At 69.2% G+C, this 21,567-nt stretch carries 23 protein-coding genes; 19 read left to right on the top strand and 4 right to left on the bottom strand.

The window, feature by feature from the left end:
- The first annotated feature begins 27 nt into the window (after positions 1-27).
- The 8 genes from BM150_RS25285 to BM150_RS16365 all read left to right on the top strand — a co-directional run bounded on the left by BM150_RS25285 (position 28) and on the right by BM150_RS16365 (position 7,357).
- Positions 28-123, top strand: a complete 96-nt coding sequence (locus tag BM150_RS25285; RefSeq protein WP_425427425.1) for a putative leader peptide — start codon at positions 28-30, stop codon at positions 121-123.
- Between the two features lie 156 nt (positions 124-279).
- Entirely contained in the window at positions 280-1,671 is a 1,392-nt protein-coding gene (locus BM150_RS16395) for a dicarboxylate/amino acid:cation symporter (protein WP_245755540.1), read from the top strand.
- A gap of 359 nt (positions 1,672-2,030) precedes the next feature.
- Positions 2,031-3,818, top strand: coding sequence for an acetyl/propionyl/methylcrotonyl-CoA carboxylase subunit alpha (locus tag BM150_RS16390; RefSeq protein WP_092928157.1), 1,788 nt, complete (start codon positions 2,031-2,033; stop codon positions 3,816-3,818).
- Positions 3,819-3,868: 50 nt separating this feature from the next.
- Positions 3,869-4,264, top strand: a complete 396-nt coding sequence (locus tag BM150_RS16385) for a DUF1707 SHOCT-like domain-containing protein (protein ID WP_092928156.1) — start codon at positions 3,869-3,871, stop codon at positions 4,262-4,264.
- A 134-nt stretch (positions 4,265-4,398) separates the two neighbouring features.
- Complete coding sequence (locus tag BM150_RS16380; protein ID WP_245755539.1) at positions 4,399-5,040, top strand: DUF3558 domain-containing protein; 642 nt, start codon at positions 4,399-4,401, stop codon at positions 5,038-5,040.
- Between the two features lie 190 nt (positions 5,041-5,230).
- The gene (locus BM150_RS16375; RefSeq protein WP_217641689.1) at positions 5,231-5,611 is read left to right on the top strand and encodes a PE domain-containing protein; all 381 of its coding nucleotides are present in this window, start codon (positions 5,231-5,233) and stop codon (positions 5,609-5,611) included.
- Positions 5,612-5,639: 28 nt separating this feature from the next.
- Complete coding sequence (locus tag BM150_RS16370) at positions 5,640-6,530, top strand: PPE domain-containing protein (RefSeq protein WP_092928155.1); 891 nt, start codon at positions 5,640-5,642, stop codon at positions 6,528-6,530.
- Positions 6,531-6,562: 32 nt separating this feature from the next.
- Positions 6,563-7,357, top strand: a complete 795-nt coding sequence (locus BM150_RS16365) for an ESX secretion-associated protein EspG (RefSeq protein ID WP_092928250.1) — start codon at positions 6,563-6,565, stop codon at positions 7,355-7,357.
- 94 nt (positions 7,358-7,451) lie between these two features.
- Here BM150_RS16365 and glpD read toward each other — a convergent pair whose 3' ends face one another.
- Together glpD and BM150_RS16355 are read right to left on the bottom strand one after the other, a co-directional pair.
- Entirely contained in the window at positions 7,452-9,194 is a 1,743-nt protein-coding gene (gene glpD, locus BM150_RS16360; RefSeq protein WP_092928154.1) for a glycerol-3-phosphate dehydrogenase, read from the bottom strand.
- 149 nt (positions 9,195-9,343) lie between these two features.
- Positions 9,344-10,138: a DeoR/GlpR family DNA-binding transcription regulator gene (locus BM150_RS16355; protein WP_092928153.1), complete on the bottom strand. Its 795-nt coding sequence runs from the start codon at positions 10,136-10,138 to the stop codon at positions 9,344-9,346.
- 342 nt (positions 10,139-10,480) lie between these two features.
- On the opposite strand from BM150_RS16355, the gene BM150_RS16350 reads away from it, so the two are divergent.
- The 5 genes from BM150_RS16350 (at position 10,481) to BM150_RS16330 (ending at position 14,804) form a co-directional block, all read left to right on the top strand.
- A complete protein-coding gene (locus BM150_RS16350; protein WP_092928152.1) occupies positions 10,481-11,224 on the top strand; it encodes an MIP/aquaporin family protein in 744 nt (247 codons plus the stop codon).
- Between the two features lie 226 nt (positions 11,225-11,450).
- The gene (gene glpK / locus BM150_RS16345; protein WP_092928151.1) at positions 11,451-12,959 is read left to right on the top strand and encodes a glycerol kinase GlpK; all 1,509 of its coding nucleotides are present in this window, start codon (positions 11,451-11,453) and stop codon (positions 12,957-12,959) included.
- Positions 12,960-13,105: 146 nt separating this feature from the next.
- Positions 13,106-13,900 (top strand): putative protein N(5)-glutamine methyltransferase, encoded by a 795-nt coding sequence (locus tag BM150_RS16340; protein WP_217641688.1) that lies wholly within the window; start codon positions 13,106-13,108, stop codon positions 13,898-13,900.
- Between the two features lie 94 nt (positions 13,901-13,994).
- The gene (locus tag BM150_RS16335; RefSeq protein WP_245755538.1) at positions 13,995-14,297 is read left to right on the top strand and encodes a hypothetical protein; all 303 of its coding nucleotides are present in this window, start codon (positions 13,995-13,997) and stop codon (positions 14,295-14,297) included.
- 198 nt (positions 14,298-14,495) lie between these two features.
- Positions 14,496-14,804 carry a DF family (seleno)protein gene (locus BM150_RS16330; RefSeq protein ID WP_092928247.1) on the top strand — a complete coding sequence of 103 codons (309 nt, stop codon included), beginning with the start codon at positions 14,496-14,498 and terminating at the stop codon, positions 14,802-14,804.
- 179 nt (positions 14,805-14,983) lie between these two features.
- Here the strand turns inward: BM150_RS16330 and BM150_RS16325 are convergent, their stop codons facing one another.
- Together BM150_RS16325 and BM150_RS16320 are read right to left on the bottom strand one after the other, a co-directional pair.
- Positions 14,984-15,268, bottom strand: coding sequence for an acyl-CoA carboxylase subunit epsilon (locus tag BM150_RS16325; protein ID WP_245755537.1), 285 nt, complete (start codon positions 15,266-15,268; stop codon positions 14,984-14,986).
- Between the two features lie 118 nt (positions 15,269-15,386).
- The gene (locus tag BM150_RS16320) at positions 15,387-17,024 is read right to left on the bottom strand and encodes an acyl-CoA carboxylase subunit beta (RefSeq protein ID WP_092928149.1); all 1,638 of its coding nucleotides are present in this window, start codon (positions 17,022-17,024) and stop codon (positions 15,387-15,389) included.
- A gap of 219 nt (positions 17,025-17,243) precedes the next feature.
- Here BM150_RS16320 and BM150_RS16315 point away from each other — a divergent pair, with 219 nt between their 5' ends.
- The 6 genes from BM150_RS16315 (at position 17,244) to BM150_RS16290 (ending at position 21,563) form a co-directional block, all read left to right on the top strand.
- Complete coding sequence (locus tag BM150_RS16315) at positions 17,244-18,077, top strand: biotin--[acetyl-CoA-carboxylase] ligase (RefSeq protein ID WP_092928148.1); 834 nt, start codon at positions 17,244-17,246, stop codon at positions 18,075-18,077.
- Positions 18,078-18,336: 259 nt separating this feature from the next.
- Entirely contained in the window at positions 18,337-18,846 is a 510-nt protein-coding gene (locus BM150_RS16310; protein ID WP_092928147.1) for a PH domain-containing protein, read from the top strand.
- A 132-nt stretch (positions 18,847-18,978) separates the two neighbouring features.
- A complete protein-coding gene (locus BM150_RS16305) occupies positions 18,979-19,929 on the top strand; it encodes a hydroxymethylglutaryl-CoA lyase (RefSeq protein WP_092928146.1) in 951 nt (316 codons plus the stop codon).
- The gene (locus BM150_RS16300; RefSeq protein WP_092928145.1) at positions 19,926-20,594 is read left to right on the top strand and encodes an adenosylcobinamide amidohydrolase; all 669 of its coding nucleotides are present in this window, start codon (positions 19,926-19,928) and stop codon (positions 20,592-20,594) included. The genes BM150_RS16305 and BM150_RS16300 overlap by 4 nt, the downstream gene beginning before the upstream one ends.
- 145 nt (positions 20,595-20,739) lie before the next feature.
- The gene (locus BM150_RS16295) at positions 20,740-21,234 is read left to right on the top strand and encodes a YbaB/EbfC family nucleoid-associated protein (RefSeq protein WP_139219562.1); all 495 of its coding nucleotides are present in this window, start codon (positions 20,740-20,742) and stop codon (positions 21,232-21,234) included.
- Complete coding sequence (locus BM150_RS16290) at positions 21,234-21,563, top strand: WXG100 family type VII secretion target (RefSeq protein ID WP_092928143.1); 330 nt, start codon at positions 21,234-21,236, stop codon at positions 21,561-21,563. The genes BM150_RS16295 and BM150_RS16290 overlap by 1 nt, the downstream gene beginning before the upstream one ends.
- The last annotated feature ends 4 nt before the right edge of the window (positions 21,564-21,567 follow it).

The raw sequence follows: 21,567 nt of genomic DNA, 5'->3' as shown, positions 1-21,567 counted from the left end.
ATCGCGGCACCGTTGACCACGATCGCGATGGCACCTTCACCCCGCCGGGCCCCGGCGCTGTACCTGACGCAACGCCTGCACGTCGATCTGCGACGGCAGGCCAGTTGTGTTTGTCGCCCGTGATTCCTCCGGGCGGAGTCCTCTCCCACCAACGGCGGTGATCGCTGCCTCCGAACGCGCGATCCCGTTCGACTTCTCCCGAGCCGATGCCGTTCTCGTGTCCGTTCCTCGACCGCCCCGATCACGGCGGTCGAATCCGTGAATCTCCGGGAGACAACCGTGTCCGATGTCGAATCCCCGCGACCAGCTCGTTTCCGGTTACGTTTCAATCCCAAGGTGTTCGGGCTGGCGGTGCTCGCCTCGCTGGTGCTCGGCGCCCTGCTCGGTTGGGTCGCCGACTCGACCGGGGCGGGCTGGCTCGTCACCACGCTGGACACCATCGGGTCCACTTTCACCAAGCTGCTGACCTTCACGGTGCTGCCGCTGATCTTCACCGCGATCGTGCTCGGCATCACCAGTCTTCGTTCTGTGGGCGGCGGCCGGACCGCTGCCCGCCTCGGCGGTAAGACCGCCGTGTGGTTCGCCGCCACTTCGTTGATCGCGGTGCTGATCGGTATCGGGGTGGCCAATCTGCTGCGTCCCGGCCAGGGGCTCGACATCTCGCCGGACCAGCAGCGCGTCGACGAGGTCAACGAGATGACCGGCGGCTCGTGGCTGGATCTCGTCACGGGACTCGTCCCCGAGCACCTGGTCGGTGCCTTCGCCAACGGTGAGACGCTGCAGGTCGTTTTCGTCTCGCTGCTCGTCGGGGCGGCGGCCTACAGCCTGGGGGACAAGGCCGGCCCGTTCGTGGAGTTCAACCGGGCCGTGTTCGAGATCATCCAGCGTGTGCTGGGATGGATCATCCGGCTCGCACCGCTCGGAACCCTCGGACTGATCGGCAACGCGGTGGCCAGCTACGGCAACGAGTTCTTCGTCCCGCTGCTCAAGCTCACGGGAGCCACCTACCTGGGGTGCGCGTTGGTGCTGTTCGCCGTCTACCCGCTGTTGCTGTGGTTCGTGGCCAGGGTCAGCCCCGCGAAGTTCTTCGGCAAGGCGTGGACGGTGCTCCAGTTCGCCTTCGTCTCCCGCTCCTCCGGTGCGAGCCTGCCGCTGAGCCGCCAGACCGTGGTCAACCTCGGGGTGGAACGCTCCTACGCGAGTTTCGCGGTGCCACTGGCGACCACCACGAAGATGGACGGCTGCGCCGCGGTGTACCCGGCGGTGGGCTCCATCTTCATCGCGAACCTGTTCGGCTTCCAGATGGGGCCGGTGCAGTACCTGACCATCGTGGCCGTCGCCGTGTTCGGCGCGATCGCGACCGCCGGGGTGACCGGCTGGTTCACCATGCTGACGTTGACCGTGGGGGCGCTGGACTTCCCGCCCGCCATGATCGCCACCGGAATCGCCATCGCCTACGCGGTGGACCCGATCATGGACATGATGCGCACGATGACCAATGTGGCCGGTCAGATCACCGTGCCCACGGTGGTCGCGCGTACCGAGGGGCTCCTGGACGACGAGGTGCTGCGCGCACCCAGCACCCCACCGCTGTTCAACGACCCGGAGGAGGCGACTCCCGCCGACTCGCGGGGCCCCGGCACGGGTGAGCCCGTTCCGGCGAGGGCCTGATCGAAGTTTTCCGGTCGCTCTGTCGAGCTACTCGCTCGGTGAACCTCCGGCCGGCTCTCGCTCCGGAAGGCCCGACATCGAGTAGGTAGCTGGATCCGTCGTGTTCCTGTTCCCGGCCGGTTGGGTAGCGCAACTTTCTGAGAGCCCACTCGACCGGGAACGTCGCGACGACCGGTGCCGTGTGGCCGGGGCGGGCCGTTTCGGAGGTCAGCCGCCCCGGACGGGGAGTGGGTGGCGGGACGTCCGGTCCGGCTCGCCGACGGCTGTGTCCGTTCGTGCTTCGACGGGCACCTACCCAGGTGAGGTGTCGAGCTCTTAGACTCTTGAGCGGCCCACGCTGTCGTGACAGGAGGTACGAGGTGCCCGAGCAGGACTCGACCACGCGTAATCGGATACGCAAGGTGCTGGTCGCGAATCGGGGTGAGATCGCGGTCCGCGTGGTGCGGGCGTGTGCGGATGCGGGCATCGGTAGCGTGGCGGTCTACGCGGAGCCCGATTCGGAGGCACCGTTCGTCCGGCTCGCGGACGAGGCGTTCGCACTCGGGGGAACCACCGCGGCCGAGAGCTATCTCGACATCGCCAAGGTCGTCGAGGCCGCCCGGCGCAGCGGCGCCGACGCGGTGCATCCCGGCTACGGTTTCCTGTCGGAGAACGCCGACTTCGCCCAGGCGGTGCTGGACGCGGGCCTGACCTGGATCGGCCCGTCGCCGCGCGCGATTCGGGATCTGGGGGACAAGGTCACCGCTCGGCACATCGCCACCAAGGCGGGCGCGCCGCTCGTTCCGGGAACGCAGGATCCGGTCTCCGGCTCCGACGAGGTCGTCGAGTTCGCCAAGGAGAACGGTCTGCCGGTGGCGGTCAAGGCCGCGTTCGGCGGCGGTGGGCGCGGCCTCAAGGTGGCCCGCACCATCGAGGAGATTCCCGAGCTGTACGACTCGGCGGTTCGGGAGGCCGAAGGGGCCTTCGGCCGTGGGGAGTGCTTCGTGGAGCGCTACCTCGACCGGCCGCGCCACGTGGAGGCGCAGGTGGTGGCCGACCAGCACGGCAACGTGATCGTGGTGGGCACCAGGGACTGCTCGTTGCAGCGCAGGCACCAGAAGCTGGTGGAGGAGGCTCCCGCCCCGTTCCTGACCGACGACCAGCGGGAACGCATCCACTCCGCCGCCAAGGCGATCTGCTCCGAGGCGGGATACCACGGTGCGGGCACCGTGGAGTTCCTGGTCGGCGAGGACGGCACGATCTCGTTCCTGGAGGTCAACACCAGGCTGCAGGTCGAGCACCCCGTCTCCGAGGAGACCACCGGCATCGACCTGGTGCGGCAGCAGTTCCTGATCGCCGAGGGCGAGCGGCTGGAGTTCACCGCGGACCCACCCGCGCGGGGACACTCCATCGAGTTCCGCATCAACGGTGAGGACGCGGGCAGGAACTTCCTGCCCACCCCGGGCACGGTCACCGGGTTCGTGCCGCCGGCAGGACCGGGTGTCCGGGTGGACGCGGGTGTGGAGACCGACAGCGTCATCGGCGGCCAGTTCGACTCGTTGCTGGCGAAGGTGATCGTCACCGGTGCCGACCGCACCGAGGCGTTGCAGCGTTCCCGCCGTGCGTTGGACGAGATGGTCGTGGAGGGCATCGCCACGGTGCTGCCGTTCCACCGGGTGGTGCTGCGCGATCCCGCCTTCACCGGCGCCGACGGTTTCACCGTGCACACCCGCTGGATCGAGACCGAGTTCGACAACACCATCGAACCCCACACGGGCGGCACCGACGCGGGGGAGAGCGAGCAGCGCCAGCGCATCACCGTCGAGGTCGGTGGCAGGCGGCTGGAGGTCTCACTGCCCGCCGGTCTGGGGGCGAACGTGGGGGGAGCGGACCCCGCGCCGGCCGCCAAGCCCCGTAAACGGCGTTCCGCCACCTCGGGGGCGGCCCCGTCCGGTGACGCGGTGACCGCCCCGATGCAGGGCACGGTGGTCACCGTCGCCGTCGAGGACGGACAGCACGTCGAAGCGGGCGATAAGCTGGTGGTGCTGGAGGCCATGAAGATGGAGAATCCGGTGACAGCGCACAAGAGCGGAACGGTCACCGGCCTCAAGGCGCAGCCCGGTGACTCCATCAGCCAGGAGACGACGCTCTGCGAGATCAAGGACTGACCGAACTACCTCCGGGCGACAACACGAGCGGAAAAGCTGGGTGAGCACCGTTGGCCGAGCGGGGCGATGGGGTTCGTATCGGTGATCAGGACCGCGATCGGGTGATCGCCCTGCTCGGCGAGCACTTTTCAGCCGGAAGGCTGGAGATCGACGAGTTCGACGAGCGGTGCACGCGGGCGGCCCGGGCGCGGTTCCGCGCGGACGTGGCGGTGTTGTTCGCCGATCTGCCCGCTCCTTATCCGGAGGTGTTGGTTCCTCGCGACTCCGGTCCGGCGGTCGAACCGGAGCGGGAAGGCGCGTCGCGCGCGCCGCGTGCTCGGCGCGGCGCGTTGCTCGGGATCTCCGTCGCGGTCGCGCTGCTCGGTCTGCTGGTGGTCACCAGACAGTTCTGGGCGCTGCTGCCGATGGTCGGTTTCGTTTTCGTCTGGTTCGGCACGCGCAAGTGACCTGTCGGTCCCGGCGGGGCGGAGCTCGGGAGCGGATTCGCCGATGGGTGTTTCGGTGACCCGCCCACCGGATCGGAGATCCGCGTGGAGTGCGTGACGAACACCAGCGGTGTCCGGTGGGTTACGCTGGCGGCATGCGCAGCCGGATGACCGCTGCACGGTTTCTGCTTGCCGGATTGGGCGGTGTGCTGTTCCTGCTCGGTGGATGTGCGGTGCTGCCGACCCGTGAGGCCGCCGACAGCGCGCCGATTCCGCCCGAGCCGATCCCGTTACCCGAACGCGAGAGCGGTTCGTTGCCGCCTCGGCCCACCGAGCTCTCGCTGCGGGGGCTGAACCCCTGTGGGCTGCTGACAGCGCGGCAGCGTACCGCGCTCGGCTTCGACCGCGACCCGTTGCCAGGAGTCGAGGAGGGGTTCGACAACGCTTCCACCTGCAGCTACCGGAACAGCCGGGCCAAGGTGGGAGCCCGGTTCGCACTGGTCACCGGTGAGGACATGAACGTCTGGACCAGCGACACCGCACAGGTCAGGGCGACCCCGGTGGTGCTCGACGATTTCCCGGCACTGGTGATTCGCACCCCCGGTCTGCGGCTGGCCTGCAACGTGGCCGTGGACGTGGCGGATGGGCAGCATCTGGACGTGCTGTACCGCGACGACGGTGCCGATCGTCCAGCCACATTGGACCAGCTGTGCGCGGGCGCGCGTCGGGTGGCCACGGCGGCGGTGCGAACGCTGCGGGGCCCGGTCAGCACCGAGTCCGCAGCGCCCGGCGGCTGACTTCGTGCGGTGCGTGGCCCCGGGTGGCGTCGATTTCTCGCGAAATCGCCGCCCCCGCACCGCCGAGCGCCCCGAGGTGACAGCTTCCGAGTAACGTTGCGTGTCTAAATCTTGCCGCTATCGGACTACTGCCTATCTCCCGCATGAGCCATTAGAGTGTGCTGGCGGATTTCCGAGAGTGGAGGCGATCGTGCCGAATGGTTCCGAACTGGACGGTGTGACCGATTCGCCCTCCGCCGCCGAGGCGGTAGGAGCCGGATCCGTGCGCGTCGAGCCGTCAGCCATCCCGAACCTGATCAGCTCGTTGCAGTCCTCGTTGGACGCCGTCGGTGTGCAGATCGAGCACGCCATCACCGAACTCCGGATTCATCCCTGGGCCGGGGACCCGGTCAGTACCGGAGTCGCCGCGAAGTTCAACGAGCACTCGGTCGGTGGTGACCGGGCCGCACTGACCGCGCTGTACGGGTACCGCGACCGATTGCAGTCCGCTTCCGACGCGTTGCGTGCGGTGGAGCGCCGCTACTCGGAGACCGAGGACGCCAACACTTCCCGGATGCGGACGGGCTGCTGACCGGTCGAGTTCCCGTGGGAGGACGTCGATGAGTGACCACCGTTGGCAGGGCTACACCCATGCCGAGCTCTTCGAGTTGCTGCACCAGGGGCCAGGTCCCTCGGCTTCGGGATCTTCCGCGCATCGGTGGCGCGAGTTGGAGACCGCTTTCCGAGAGATCGACGACGGCATGGCCGCCGCGTTGAAGGCGGTGGCCGCGGATTGGGAGGGCGAGGCCTCCGACAGCGTCCGTCGTGGACTGCTACCGCTGCACGAGTGGGCCGACGAGGTCACGCTGGCCGCGGCACGGATGCGGCAGTGCTCCGAGCACCAGGCCGAACTCGTCGCCAGGGCGCGGGCCGAGATGCCGCCTCCGGTCCGGGTGACGGCCGAGGAACCGAACGCCTTCACCTCGACCCTGGTTCACCTGTTCGGCGGGCAGACCGACTACGAGCTACGCGAGCAGCAGCAGCACGCCGCCGAGCAGCGCGCGTTCGACGTCATGCGCCGTTACCAGGCGGCTTCCGAGGCGAACACCACCTCGCTGGCCTCGTTCGAGACACCGCCGCAGGTGGTGGTCGACGCTCCCTCCGGGACCTCTTCGGGCAGCGGGACAGGCCGGGGTGACATCACGATCTCCTGGGCCCGATCGCACTCGGACGGCGCCGTCACCGGCAGGGGCGGTGCGGGCGGTGGTAACGCCACTCCGAGCGCCGCTCGTCCCACCGGTGGAAGCACCAGGGGCGGTTCCCCTCGCTCCGGTTCCGTCAGCGGATCCCCGGCGAGTCCCCACGGCGCGGCGTCACCGCGATCCTCCCGCCCCGAGCGGGAGGAGGAAAGCGAGATCTCGGTCGAGGCCACCGAGACCGAGGGAGGAACCGGCCCGTTCGACGAACACCGGATTTCCGCTCGTCCGGTCATCGGCGGTGAGCCCTCGTGACCGGAGTTCCCCTCCTGACCGGAGTTCTCGGCGTGAACGATCCCGTCGAGCCGATCTCGTTGTCGGACCTGGAGTTCGACGTGTTGCTGGAGCACCTGGGCATCGCCGATCCGCCGCTGGTGCTCAAGGTGCCCTCACCGGGCAGAACCCACGAGCGGCGCCGCGAGCTGTGTGAAGCGGCCTGGCGCTCGATGAGCGAGCGCGGGTTGTGCGCCGGAAACGCCCCGGTCGACTCGCTGCGGCGGATGATGTCGGTGCTCGAAGCACCCACCCGCGAGGTGGACGGTCGCTGTTGGTTGGGCCGCGGTGTCCGGGTGCTGGCGGCGGCGCGCGGGGAGGGCGACTCCGCCGAGGCGGTACTGGCCGTCAAGGACGAACAGCGGCTTCTGCTGCGTCCGGCCGCTATCACCGGGCTGGCCCGTGAGGCGCTGTCCGTGCTGCCCGACGTCGCCGCGGGAAGTGGACATTCGGTCAGTCTGCCGAGCGCGGATCTGGAAGCCGCGGCCTCCGAAGCGGGTGACGATCTCCCGGCGCTGCGTGCCGCGCTGGCCGCGCGCGGGGTGCGCGCCGACGAGGCCGATGTGCTGGTGGGAATGCTGGACGGAGTGCACGCCAGCGGCCAGTTCGGCGCCGCGGTCCGGCTGGGGTCCGCGGTGCGGCACCGCGCCGAGCACGTGGTCGGTTTCTTCGACTCCCGCGCCGGTCGCCATGTCCAGTTGCGGCGCGACACCTCCTCCGGCGAGCCGTGGAGCACCGTCGCGCCCGTGGACCGGCGCGGTCTGGTGCACCGGGTCGCGGAGCTCGCGACGGAACTACTGCCGGCCTGAGCGACCACTCACCCCGACGGTGGTTGCCCGGCGGTTCGGGAGCCGGAGCCGTTCCGGCTCCCGAACCGCCGGGCTGCGACCGCCTTCCCGGTGCTCAGCCCACCGGTTCCACGATGCCCTCGCGGGCCTCGGGGGCCGCCACCCGAGTGGCGTCGGCGGCCTGGTCGTCCGGCTGGCTCTGCGACTCGCGTTCGGCGGCCACCCGCGCCGAGTAGCGCTCGACCTCACTGGTGATCCGCTGCTCGTCCCAGCCGAGCTCGGCGCCGATCAGCCTGGCCACCTGGTCCGCGCAGTCCACCCCGCGATGCGGGTACTCGAAGGAGATGCGGGTGCGCCTGGTCAGTACGTCCTCCAGGTGCAGCGCCCCTTCGTAGCGCACCGCGTAGGCGACCTCGGCCCGCAGGTAGTTGGGGGCCTCGTCGATCGGTTTCAGCAGCTCCGGGTCGCTGTCGCCGAGTGCGAGCACCTCGTGGATCATCGAGCCGTATCGGTCCAGCAGGTGCCGCACGCGGTAGGGGTGCAGCCCGTGGGCCGCCGCGAGCTGGTCGGCCTGGTTCACCAGCGCGTGGTAGCCGTCGGCCCCCAGCAGCGGGACCTTGTCGGTGATCGAGGAGGCCATGCGGCCGGACACGTCGTTGCCGACGGCGTCCACCGCGTCCTTGGCCATCACCCGGTAGGTGGTGTACTTGCCGCCCGCGATCGCCACCATCCCCGGGGCCACCCGGGAGACCTCGTGCTCCCGGGAGAGCTTCGAGGTGTCGTCGTTCTCGCCGGCCAGCAGCGGACGCAGCCCCGCGTAGACCCCCTCGATGTCCGAGTGGGTCAGCGGGGTGGCGAGCACGCTGTTGACGTGGTCCAGGATGTAGTCGATGTCGCGCTTGGTGGCCGCGGGGTGCGCCAGGTCCAGGTTCCAGTCCGTGTCCGTGGTCCCGATGATCCAGTGGTTGCCCCACGGGATCACGAAGAGCACGGACTTCTCGGTCCGCAGGATCAGCCCGCTGTCCGAGACGATCTTCTCGCGCGGGACCACCACGTGCACGCCCTTGCTCGCGCGTACCCGGAAGTGCCCACGTCCCCCGGACAGGCGCTGCAGCTCGTCGGTCCACACACCTGTCGCGTTGATGACCGCCTGGGCGCGGACCTCGGTCTCCCTGCCGTCCTCGACGTCACGCAGCCGCGCGCCCGCGATCCGGTCCGCCTCGTGCAGGAACTCCACCACCTGCGTGGAGGTGCGTACCACCGCGCCGTAGCGGGCCGCGGTGCGCGCCACGGTCATGGTGTGCCTGGCGTCGTCGGCCTGGGCGTCGTAGTAGCGGATACCGCCGATCATCGCGTCCTGCTTGAGGGCGGGCACCATTCGCCGCGCCCCGGCGCGTGTCAGGTGCTTCTGCCCCGGAACCGACCGTGCACCGCCCATGCGGTCGTAGAGCAGCAGCCCGGCGGCCGTGTAGGGGCGTTCCCACACCCGGTGGGTCAGCGGGTAGAGGAAGCTGACGGGTTTCACCAGGTGCGGCGCGAGCCGGTTGAGCATCAGCTCCCGCTCGTGCAGCGCCTCCCGCACCAGGGAGAACTCGAGCTGCTCCAGGTACCGCAGCCCACCGTGGAACAGTTTGCTGGAGCGGCTGGAGGTGCCTGCCGCCAGATCGCGTGCCTCCACCAGCGCCACCCGCAGTCCCCGCGTGGCCGCGTCGAGCGCGACCCCGGCTCCGGTGATACCGCCACCGATGACGACGACGTCGAACTCCTCGTTGCCGAGGCGCCGCCAGTTCTCCTCGTGCTCCTCGGGGCCGAGCTTGCCCTGTGGCTGCCCGGTGACTTCCGGTTTGTCGCTGGCCACCAGCGTCCTCCTCGCTCGTTTCGCAGCCCACCGCCCCCGGGCGGAACGCCTCATCGCCAGTACGTCCGACAGCGCTCATCATGCCGGATCGACACGCCCCGCGCGTGGTGCGTTACTGACAGTGTCGGGGTCGCGAGGTCGGGCCGGGGTCATCCGGCTCGCCGCACCGTCGCTCCCCGCTCTCGCAGCACCTCGACCTCGGCTTCCGGGGTTCTCGAATCCACGATCACGGTGTCGAAGTGCTCGGCGGGTGTGACCGCGTGCAGTGCGCGCCTGTTGAACTTGGTGTGGTCGACGTAGAGCACGCGGCGACTCGCCGAGGCGAGCATGGCCTTCTTGAGCTGCACCATTTCCTGTTGCGGATAAAAGCAGACACCGTCGGTGACTGCCGAGACGGACATGATCGCGAGATCCACTCGCATACCGCGGAGCGCGTCCAGCGCCATGCCCCCTACGAAGGCGTCCGCCCAGGGCAGAAAGTCGCCTCCGACGCAGATCAGATGGATTCCCTGCTGTCCGGCGAGTTCGTCGAACACTCCCCGGTGGTTGGTCACCACGGTCAGCGGAGCCCGTTCCGGCAGCAGCCGTGCCAGGTAGACCCCGGTCGTCGAATCGTCGAGCACCAGCGCCTGTCCGGGCTCGACCAGTTCGACGGCCGCCCTGGCGAGCTCGGTCTTCTCCGCCTCGTTCTGCTGCATCCGGTACTCGGACGCGGCCTCGTACAGCAGCGAGGAGGCGGCGGAGACGTATCCCCGGTTGCGGTGCACCAGCCCCTGGGACTCCAGTTCGGCCAGATCCCGGTAGACGGTCATCGCGCTGGCTTCCACTGTCGCGATCAGGTCGTCGATGCGCAGGGTTCCCTCGGCCATGACCAGATCGGTGATCTTGCGCCTGCGGTCCTGTTGTCGCCCGGAAGGTCGCCTGCCCTGCGTGGCCATCGTCATTCCTCTCGCACCACTCCTGTTTCACGGACAGGTGCCATCCTCCACCGCCGCCGGAATCCCTGTCCGTCATCCGGACGGGTTCGCATGAGCGGGGAGTGCTCCCGGACATCACAAGTAAACCATCTGAACCGATAAAAACATCAAGCTGAGGTTATTGCAATGTTTCTTTTCACAGGTCTAGTGTGACCCAATCTTCCATGCCGAGAAACCCGGGATTCAGCCGGAGGTGGTAACCGATATGCGGTGGTACACGACACACGAACAGCCTCGGTCGCGACCGAGTAGCGCCCCGATGAGCAGCGCACTGGCCCGTCCGATCGATGTGCCGACGGGAGGGGCGAGATGAGCGCGGGTGCGATCTTCCTCTTCGAACTGCTGGGCACGGCCACGCTGACCCTGCTCGGCTGCGGTGTGGTCGCCAACGTGACGTTGCGCGACACGCTCGGGAACAGCGGTGGATGGCTGCTGGTGAACTTCGGTTGGGGCTTCGCGGTGTTCGCCGGTGCGAGCATCGCCGCCCCCGCCGGGGCGCACATCAACCCGGCCGTGACCTTCGGGCTGGCGGTCAACGGGCAACTCGACTGGTCGCTGGTTCCGGTTTACCTGTCCGCACAGCTCGTCGGCGGCGCGCTGGGTGCCGCGGTCTGCTGGGCCGCGTACAAGCTGCAGTTCGACAGCCACGACGACCCGGCCAACACCCTGGGCATCTTCGCGACCGGCCCCACGGTGCGCAACGCGCCGTGGAACCTGGTCACCGAGATCATCGGCACCTTCGTGCTGGTGTTCTGGATCCTGCTCAGTCCCGGCGCCAGCTCGGGACCCGACGGTATTCCGGAGTTCGGCAACGCCGCGCTCGGTTACGCGGCCGTGGCCTTCATCGTCATCGGCATCGGCAGTTCGCTCGGCGGGCCGACCGGGTACGCCATCAACCCCGCCCGCGATCTCGGTCCCCGTATCGCCTACGCACTGCTGCCGATCAAGGGCAAGGGCGGCGCGGACTGGGCCTACTCCTGGGTTCCGATCCTCGGCCCGATCATCGGCGGTTCCGCCGCGGGAGCACTCGCGCTCGCCATGCCCCTCGGGTGATCGGGTTCCGCGCGGCTGAGCGCTTGTCCGGCCGGACCCTGACCGGCCGTGCTCGGGCTGGCCGGGCACGGCCGTCGTCCGACCAGGTCGGCCCGAGCGCTGTCCGCATCCGATCCGAGCCCTACCCGCACCCGGTCCGAGCCCTGCCCATCGCTGTCAAAGCGGGCATTCTCGGAGCCGACACCCGCACATCACCAACCACACGCGTCGATCGGAAGGTAGCGACATGGCCTCCTACATCGCAGCCATCGACCAGGGGACGACCTCGACCCGGTGCATCGTCTTCGACCATGCCGGACAGGTGGTCTCCGTAGACCAGGTGGAGCACCAGCAGATCCTGCCCAGGGCGGGCTGGGTCGAGCACGACCCGATGGAAGTCTGGACCAACACGCGGCAGGTGTGTGCCGGTGCGCTGGCCAAAGCCGACCTGGTGCTGTCCGAGATAGCCGCCGTCGGCATCACCAACCAGCGCGAGACCACCGTGGTCTGGGACCGCCACACCGGCGAACCCGTCTACAACGCCATCGTCTGGCAGGACACCCGCACCGACACCATCGTCAACGAGCTGGCACAGGGGGAGGGCGGCCAGAACAGGTACCAGTCCCGGACCGGACTGCCGCTGGCCACCTACTTCGCCGGTCCCAAGATCCGCTGGATCCTGGACAACGTGGAGGGGGCGCGGGAGCGCGCCGAACGTGGCGAACTGATGTTCGGCACCATGGACACCTGGGTGCTCTGGAACTCCACCGGAGGTACCGAGGGCGGGCTGCACATCACCGATCCCACCAACGCCTCCCGCACCATGCTGATGGACCTGCGGACGCTGAGCTGGGACCCCGACATCTGCGCGGAGTTCGGCATCCCCATGTCCATGCTCCCGGAGATCCGCTCCTCCTCCGAGATCTACGGTCACTTCCGGGAGCGGGGCGTGCTCGGCGGGTTGCCGATCGCGGGAATCCTCGGTGACCAGCAGGCGGCGACCTTCGGACAGGCGTGCCTGACCCCCGGCGAGGCCAAGAACACCTACGGCACCGGTAACTTCCTGCTGCTCAACACCGGCACCGAGCCCGTGCTCAGCGAGAACGGTCTGATCACCACCGTCGGCTACAAGATCGACGACCAGCCCACGGTCTACTGCCTGGAAGGCTCGATCGCCGTCACCGGCTCGCTGGTGCAGTGGATGCGCGACAACCTCGGCATGATCGGCAGCGCCCCCGAGATCGAACCGATCGCGGCCTCGGTGGAGGACAACGGCGGCGCTTACTTCGTGCCCGCCTTCTCCGGGCTGTTCGCGCCGCACTGGCGCTCGGACGCTCGCGGCGTGATCGCCGGGCTGACCAGGTTCGTCAACCGCGGCCACATCGCGCGCGCGGTGCTGGAGGCGACCGCCTTCCAGACCCGCGAGGTCGCCGAGGCCATGAACGCGGACTCCGGTGTCGAGCTCAAGGCGCTCAAGGTCGACGGCGGGATGGTCAACAACGAGCTGCTGATGCAGTTCCAGGCCGACATCCTCAACGTGCCCGTCATCCGTCCGAAGGTCAACGAGACCACCGCGCTCGGCGCGGCCTACGCCGCCGGGCTGGCCGTCGGATTCTGGTCCGGTGAGAAGGACATCCGCGCGAACTGGGCCAAGGACAAGGAGTGGGACCCGAAGATGTCCGAGCAGGTCCGGGAACAGCAGTACGGCGAGTGGCAGAAAGCCGTGACCAAGACCTTCGGCTGGGTCGAGGAGTGAGTTCCCAGCGGAAGTAATCGCTCCCGCCGGGTCACCTCGGCGCCCACTGGAGGTGACCCGGCGGGGCGGTTCGCGTTGGTGCGGGGCCGCCGTCGGCCGCCCTGGCTTCCGAGCCGGTGCGGTGCGCTCGGTAACGTATCCGACTCGTGAGCGTCGAGGGCGAGTCCCGACTGTTGACCGACATCATCACCGAACTGCGCGCGGCGGGCTGTGTGTTCGCCGAGGACGAGGCAGAACTGCTGCTCCGGACCGCCGGGACGCGTGCCGAGCTGGCCGAGCTGACCCGGCGCAGGGTCGACGGCCTGCCGCTGGAGGTGGTGCTCGGCTGGGCGGAGTTCCTCGGTGACCGATTCGTGGTGGAACCCGGCGTGTTCGTCCCCCGACGGCGCAGCGAGTTCCTGGCCGAACAGGCGATCTCGCTGGCGAGACCCGGTGCCGTGGTGGTCGAGCTGTGCTGCGGCTCCGCGGCGATCGTGGCGGCAGTGGCCCGCGCTGTGGAGCGGATCGAACCGCACGCCTGCGACATCGACCCCAACTGCGTGCGCTGCGCGCGCCGCAACCTCACGGACCTCGGTGGCACGGTCCACCGCGGAGATCTCTACGAGCCGCTGCCCGGGGAACTGCGCGGGCGGGTAGAGCTGCTGCTGGCCAACGCGCCCTACGTGCCCACCGACGAGATCGCGTCGATGCCACCGGAGGCGCGGGAGCACGAGCCACCGGTGGCGCTGGACGGCGGGACGGACGGGCTCGACGTGCATCGCGCGGTCGCCGCCGAGGCCCCGGAGTGGTTGTCGCCGGGTGGACGGCTGCTGCTGGAGACCAGTGGGCGGCAGGCCGAACGCTCGGCGGCCATCTGCGCCGAGTACGGGCTGGACACCCGGGTGGCCCGCTGCGAGGAGACCGATGCCACCGTCGTCGTGGCGACCGCACCCGAGTCCTGACCCCGGTGGCCCGGCGATTTCGCGGGAAATCGAGGGCGGCGCCGCTGAGTCCCGCACGGGGGAGACCCGGCTACGGCCTCCCGGAGGGGCGCGGATGGCAGCATTGGGGAAGCGAGCCGATCCGGCCGTCCCGGCGACCGTTCCGGCCGGTTATCCCAGCGAAGCGGCGCACGAACGAGAGGCGCGGGGAATGAACGAGCAGTACTCACCGAACTTCAAGCACGGGCCGAACACGGTGTGCCCGAACTGCGGCGGATTCCAGAAGGTCAGCGAACCCCGCCTCTACATGATCCGGGCCACCGAGGAGACCCACGCCGGGATGACGCTGGGAGAGTGGCGGACCTGCCCCCAGTGCCAGGGAGACGGACACATCCCCGGCCTCCGCCCTCCGGTGTAGTGAGAGGTCGTCGGGTCGTCTCTCGTAGGCGGTTTCGTGGCGGAACCTCTCGCACGACTCCCGAGCAAGCCCTCCATCCGTGGCCATGTTCGTTGTGGTTGAGGGGACTCGGTACGGTCACGCGTTCCGAGTGCGCGGAGTTAGGACGCCCGCCCTGCCTGCTTGATGCCATTCTCGAAACGCGTGGACCATGAACCCGTGGAAATCGAACTGCTTTACTCTGCTGACTGCCCGAACTGGCATATCGCGCGGGCACACCTCGCCGAAGCTCTCGAAGCCGTGGGAAACCGAACTCATGAACTCGTTCTCCGTGCCGTCGGGACCGACGAAGAGGCCCGGGCGCTGCGATTCCCGGGTTCGCCCACCATCCGTCTCAACGGGCATGACCTCTTCCCCGACACGTCCCGGAACTACGGTTTGGCCTGCAGGGTCTACTCAACCCCTGACGGACTCTCCGGCGCGCCCACCGTCGATCAGCTCGTCCAAGCGCTCACCAACGGAACCTGAACCGACACTTCCCCCGGAGTCCCGGCGCTGGCAGCCGTGGAAGGTCGATGACCGGTCGATGGCTGAGTTCGGCGCGGAGCAGAGCAACGCCTTTTCTTCCTCGCCTCGGTGAGCGGTTCGGATAAGTGGTCGTCGAAGCCGCGGTGTGGCCCGCCGTAGGAGCTTCGCTCCATCTCACCTCACATCGGCAGGGCGGAAGCGCGCCAGGCGTTCGGGCCGGGCCGCATCGGCCGCCTGCCACCGGGATAGCGCAGCGCGGAGCCGGGGTCACCCCACATCGACATGCGTTCGGGCCGTTCGCCCCCGCCGGAGCTCGCCGCCGCGATTCCCACCAGCGCCGCGGTCAACGCGGCCACCTCCACGTCGTCGGGCCTGCCCCGCTCGACCCGCAGCACGGGCTGCTGGGCGCCCTCCGTCTCGGAAGCGGGTGACTCACCGGACTCGGCAACGGGTTCGTCGCTCAAGGTGCACCTTCCATCGGCGGGTGTGCGTGCCGGAGACGTCAGCATAACGACGCTCGGCACGCGGTGGACAGTGCTCGCGGCACCAGCGTCGCGCCGCGAGCATCAAGGCCGGACCCGCTCACAGCGGGATGTTGCCGTGTTTCTTGGCGGGCAGCGTGTCCTTCTTGTTCCGCAGCATCCGCAGCGATCGCGCCAGGTAGCCCCGGGTGTGGGAGGGCGGGATCACCGAGTCCACGTAACCGCGCTCGGCCGCCTCGTACGGGTTGCACAGGGTGTCCTCGTACTCCTGCTGCAACTGCGCACGCACCGCCTCGACGTCGTCGCCACGCTCGGCGGCCTCGGACAGCTGCTTGCGGTAGAGGATGTTGGTCGCGCCCTGCGCGCCCATCACCGCGATCTCGGCGGTGGGCCAGGCCAGGTTGATGTCGGCGCCCAGGTGCTTGGAGCCCATCACGTCGTAGGCACCGCCGTACGCCTTGCGGGTGATGACGGTGGCCAGCGGAACGGTGGCCTCGGCGTAGGCGTAGAGCAGTTTGGCACCGCGCCTGATGATGCCGTTCCACTCCTGGTCCGTGCCGGGCAGGAAGCCGGGAACGTCCACGAAGGTGACCACCGGGATGTTGAACGAGTCGCAGGTGCGGACGAACCGCGCGGCCTTCTCGCTGGCTTCGATGTCCAGCGTGCCCGCCAGCTGGGCGGGCTGGTTGGCGACGATTCCGACGCTGTGGCCCTCGATGCGTCCGTACCCGATCACGATGTTGGGCGCGAACAGGGCGGAGACCTCGCAGAAGTCGCCGTCGTCGAGCACCCGGGTGATCGCCTCGTGGATGTCGTAGGGCTGGTTCGGCGAGTCCGGCACCAGCGTGTCCAGCTCCCGGTCGGCCTCGGTCAGGTTGTCGGCGACCGTCCCGCTCTCGGCGGGCGCGTCCGACACCGGCGGCTCGGCCAGGTTGTTCGACGGCATGTAGGACAACAGCTCCTGCACGTAGGCGATCGCGTCGTCCTCGTCGGAGGCCATGTAGTGCGCGTTGCCGGACTTCGAGTTGTGCGAGTGCGCTCCGCCGAGCTCCTCGAAGGTCACGTCCTCGCCTGTGACGGTCTTGATCACGTCGGGGCCGGTGATGAACATGTGTGAGGTCTGGTCGACCATCACGGTGAAGTCGGTGATCGCGGGGGAGTACACCGCACCACCCGCGCACGGTCCCATGATCAGCGAGATCTGCGGGATCACCCCGGAGGCGTGGGTGTTGCGCTTGAAGATCTCGGCGTAGAGCCCCAGCGCGGCCACGCCTTCCTGGATGCGGGCACCACCGGAGTCGTTGATCCCGATCAGCGGGCACCCGGTCTTGAGCGCCAGATCCATCACCTTGACGATCTTCTCGCCGAACACCTCGCCCAGCGAACCGCCGAACACGGTGAAGTCCTGCGAGAACACGCACACCTGGCGACCGTCCACTGTGCCGTAACCGGTCACCACGCCGTCGCCGTACGGGCGGGACTGCTCCATTCCGAAGTTCGTCGAGCGGTGGCGGGCGTGCTCGTCCAACTCGATGAACGAGCCCTCGTCCAACAGCATGTCGATGCGCTCGCGGGCGGTGTACTTGCCCTTGGCGTGCTGTTTCTCCACCGCACGTTCGGAACCGGCGTGTACCGCCTCGTAGTTGCGCCGATACAGATCGGCCAACTTCCCGGCCGTGGTGTGAATGTCCGGCTCACCGACAGACGGCTCACCAATCGGTTCGGTCGCACTGCTCATGCCCGGCAGCCTAGCCAGCCGAGCTCGTCCGCCACGAAGAGGTCTCGGGTGACGAGTATCACCTTTTCGGTGGGTGGGGTTCCGCCGATCGCCCGTCGGGGACGGCGGGACGTGACGCCGCGTTCGCGGTCGGGCTCGTATCGCACCTCGGCCCCGGTGACGCGCGGCACATCGGAAGACCGGTCACCACTCGGGCCATCCACGGCATAGCCTGGTCGCATGACCACCCCGCCCCCGCTGGACGCCGACGCGCTGCGCGCCCGCCTGCTCGACGACGGCCCGTACCGGGCGCTCGACGTGGTGACCGTGACCGGTTCGACCAACACCGATCTGGTCGCCGCGGCCAGTGCCGGTTCCCCCGACCGCACCGTGCTCATCGCGGAGGAACAGCAGGCTGGCAGGGGAAGGATGCGGCGCTCCTGGGTCTCGCCGCGTTACTACGGGCTGCACGTGAGCGTGCTGCTGCGTCCCGTGGTGGCGGCGCGTACCGCGCTGTCCTGGCTCCCGCTGCTGGCGGGTACCGCGCTGGCCGAGACGGTGCGGGAGACCACCGGGCTGGTCGCCGAGTTGAAGTGGCCCAACGACCTGCTCCTGGGAGACGACCGCAAGGCGGCGGGCATCCTGGCCGAGGCGGTGAGCACTCTGGACGGTATGGCGGTGGTGCTGGGCATCGGCGTCAACGTCCACCACGACGCGGCGAGCCTGCCCGAGAGCGCGGGTGGTCTGCCCGCCACCTCCATCGCCGCCGAAGGGGGCAAGGTCGACCGCACCGAGCTGCTGGGCGGTCTGCTGGAGCGGTTGTCCGAGATCGAGCTGCGCTGGCGCGAGGGGGTGTCCGAGGACGCCCTGGACGGCGGTGTGCTGGAACGCTATCGACCGCTGTGCGGCACGATCGGCCGCTGGGTGCGTGTCGAACTCGGTGGTGGCCGGATACTCGAAGGCGAGGCCCGCGACGTCGACGCCCAGGGCAGGCTCGTGGTCCGCGACCGCGACGGGACGCGCACGCCGGTCTCCGCCGGTGACGTGGTGCACCTGCGTCCGGCCCAGCGCTGATCACAGGAGAGTGTTGAGCACGGCGCAGCGTTGACCACGGCCCGGCGTCGATTACGGCGATTACGGCCCGGCGTCGACCTCGGTTCGGCTGCTCCGATGTCGGGTCGTCGGTCCGTCTCCGACGTGGCACGATCCCGCCCCGAATCGGTCGATCCGCGCTTCGCGGGTCGTGCTCGCTATCTCCCGGACAGGCACGGGAACCGGTCGAGGTTCCGGTACGGTGAGCGTGGCTCGCCGCTGATCCGAAGGGGGACTACAGGTGGCTTATCCCGATGATCAGCTCGGTGAGGGTGAGCAGGTGCTGGTGCACCGTCACCCCCACTGGAAACTGCTGGTGGGTCCGGTGCTCGCGCTGCTAGTGGTGCTGGTCGGCTTCGGCGCTCTCGTGCTGTTCACCGGGGCGCTCGCCTGGCGCACCCCGGTACTCGCCGCGGGTGGGATCGTCGGGTTCGTGCTGCTGCTCTGGCTGGTGCTGACTCCGTTGCTGCGCTGGCGCACCACCCACTTCGTGGTCACCAACCACCGGCTGATGATCCGCGAGGGGGTATTCACCCGCTCCGGCGTGCACATCCCGCTCGGGCGGATCAACAGCGTCCGATCCAGCCGGGGGCTGCTGGACCGGCTGCTCGGCAGCGGAACGCTGATAATCGAGTCCGCCTCGGACGAACCCCTGGAGTTCGACGACATCCCGGAGGTGAACCGGGTGCAGTCGCTGCTGTACGGCGCGGTCGAGGGCGAGCCACACGATCACTACCCGGAGGATCGCTGACCGCTCGCCGTCCCCGGACGAGGCGATGATTCCGGGATTCTCCCGCCGATGCTCCGTATCGAGTAGCGTCCTACGCCCGTTGGGACCAACGAGAAGCGGTGCGATCCGCGACCTGTGGAAGGAGACTTGTTGATGGGTGTACGTGCGCTGGGTCTGCCGGAGGCCACTCGTTCCCCGAACACGCCGGAACTCCCCGAACGGGTGACCATCTGGGAGGTGGGGCCTCGTGACGGGCTGCAGAACGAGAGTGGGGTGATCCCCTCCGACGTCAAACTCGAGTTCCTCAACCGGCTCAACGCCGCCGGCCTGCCGGTCATCGAGACCACGAGCTTCGTGCACCCCGACTGGGTTCCGCAGCTGGCCGACGCGGGCGAGGTCATCAACGGGCTCTCCCCCAAACCCGGCGTGCGCTACCCGGTGCTGGTGCCCAACCAGCGCGGCCTCGACCGCGCCAGGGAGGCAGCGGTCTCCGACATCGCGATCTTCGCCTCCGCCACCGAGAGCTTCGCCCAGCGCAACCTCAACCGGAGCTTCGAGGAGCAGTTCGAGATGTTCCGTCCGGTCGTGCGGGGTGCGGCGTCCTTCGGCATGCGGGTTCGCGGCTACCTCTCGATGGTCTTCGGTGATCCGTGGCAGGGTGCCGTGCCGGTCGAGCAGGTGGTCGACGCGGGTAAGCGGCTGCTGGGAATGGGCTGCGACCAGCTCTCGCTCGGCGACACCATCGGTGTGGCCACGCCCGGCCAGGTCGAGAGCGTGCTGCGCGGCTTCTACGCGGCCGATATCACCGCTGACCGGCTGGCCGTGCACTTCCACGACACCTACGGGCAGGCACTCGCCAACACCTACGCCGCGCTGCGGCTGGGGGTCAGCACCGTCGACGCCTCGGCGGGCGGCCTGGGCGGCTGCCCCTACGCGGGCTCGGCGACCGGCAACCTCGCCACCGAGGACCTGGTCTGGATGCTCTCGGGGCTGGGAATCGAGCACGGTGTCGACCTGGAACTGCTCGTGGACACCAGCACCTGGATGGCCGAGCGACTCGGCAAACCGAGCCCGTCGCCGGTGGTCAAGGCACTGGTGCGATGACGACCTCGGAGACCGTGCGCTTCCCGGGCGCGAGCACGCGCACCCTGCGGGGACGACCGCTGCTGGCCTGGGAGTGCCCCGGCGAGTGGTTGGCCGTTTCCTCCGGCTCGTACGGCGGCGGTCTCGGACTCCGCCGCTGGGTGCTCAACGCCACCGTCCCCAGTGGATACGACCGCCCCGACCCGGCTGAGCACATCGCCGAGATGGCCGGGGAACTGGAGCTCGAAGGACCGGGCACCGGCCTGTTGACCGCGGTGGACGTGCGGCACGAGGTGACCGCGGCCGAATCGGGTGTGCGGGCGAGCGTGACCACCGGGGTGGGTTATCCGATCTGGGCCGCGCACGATGCCGCCGACACCTCGCACCTGGTGCGGGACCACATGCCGGGAACCATCAACGCGGTGTGCTTCCTCCCGGTGCGGTTGAGCGAGTCCGCGCTGGTCAACCTGGTCGCCACCGTCGCCGAGGCGAAGGCGCAGGCCCTGTCGGAGGCGGGGGTGCCCGGTACCGGCACCTGCACCGACGCGACCGTGCTGCTGTGTCCGCCCGACGGCGCGCCCGAGCCCTACGGCGGGCCGCGTTCCGTGCTCGGCGCACCGCTGGCCCGCGTGATCCACCGGGCGGTGACCGAGGGGCTGCGCGTGACCAACCCGCGGCACGGCTGAGCGCCTGCCCCGGCGATCCGTCCCGGCAAGTTCTTGCCCGGACGGAACCGGTTCGGCGGTTCACACGTCCGAACGGGCGGCTCGCCCCTGTCCGTCGGAGCGGGCCCGAGCGAGGTGGCAGGCAGCGGGAGGAAGGTGAGTGGCGTTGACCGACCATCGGACGCAGGTCGAGGAGATGATCGCCGACTACCGGCGCAGCAGTCAGCGGCTTTCCGAGGTCGACGAGGAGCTCGCCTCGATCGAGGAGACCGCCGCTGACGAGCGGGGGGACGTATCGGTCACCGTCGGCTCGGGGGGAGCGTTGCGGCGGGTGTGGCTGGCCGAGCAGGTCTACCGCACGCACTCCCCGGACGAACTCGGCGGGCTGATCGTGCGACTGTCCGCCACGGCCACCGCGCGGATCGCCGAACGCACCGACGCGGTGCTCGCGACGGTGCTCCCGTCCGGCTCCGACCCCGCCGCCTTACGCGCCGACTCCACGACGACCGCTGCTTCCGCTGTCACCGGGGTGTCGGTGCCCGATGGATCCGCCGTTGCGGACAATGGGCCGCGGAATTCGGCAGCGGAGCCCGAGCAGGACGAGTCGCTCGAACCCCGCAGCTGGCTGCGGGACGTCGGAGCGGCGGAACGGGACCGGTGATGACAGGTTTCCACAGTGAACTCGGGAAGCTCACCGAGCACGCCGGGGAGTTCACCGAGCACGCGGAACACGCCAGGCGGATCCGGGACGAGCTGCGCACCGCCCTGGAGGTCTCGGGCGACTGCTGGGGTTCCGACGAGGCGGGAGCCAGGTTCGCCGAGCTGTACCTCCCCGGCGCCGAGCGCGCGCTGCGCGGGCTCGAACGGTTGCCGGACGAGCTCGCGGAGATGGGAACGAAGCTGTCGGAGGTGGCCGAGACCTACCGCCGCGCCGACGAGGCGGCGGCCGAACGACTTGACGGGATCGATGCCGGGCCGGAACGGGAGTGATCGG

The organism is Actinopolyspora alba (assembly GCF_900112765.1).
Lineage (GTDB): Bacteria > Actinomycetota > Actinomycetes > Mycobacteriales > Pseudonocardiaceae > Actinopolyspora > Actinopolyspora alba.
The sequence above is the reverse complement of the archived record's forward strand: the minus strand, read 5'-3'. Positions and strand labels throughout refer to the sequence as shown.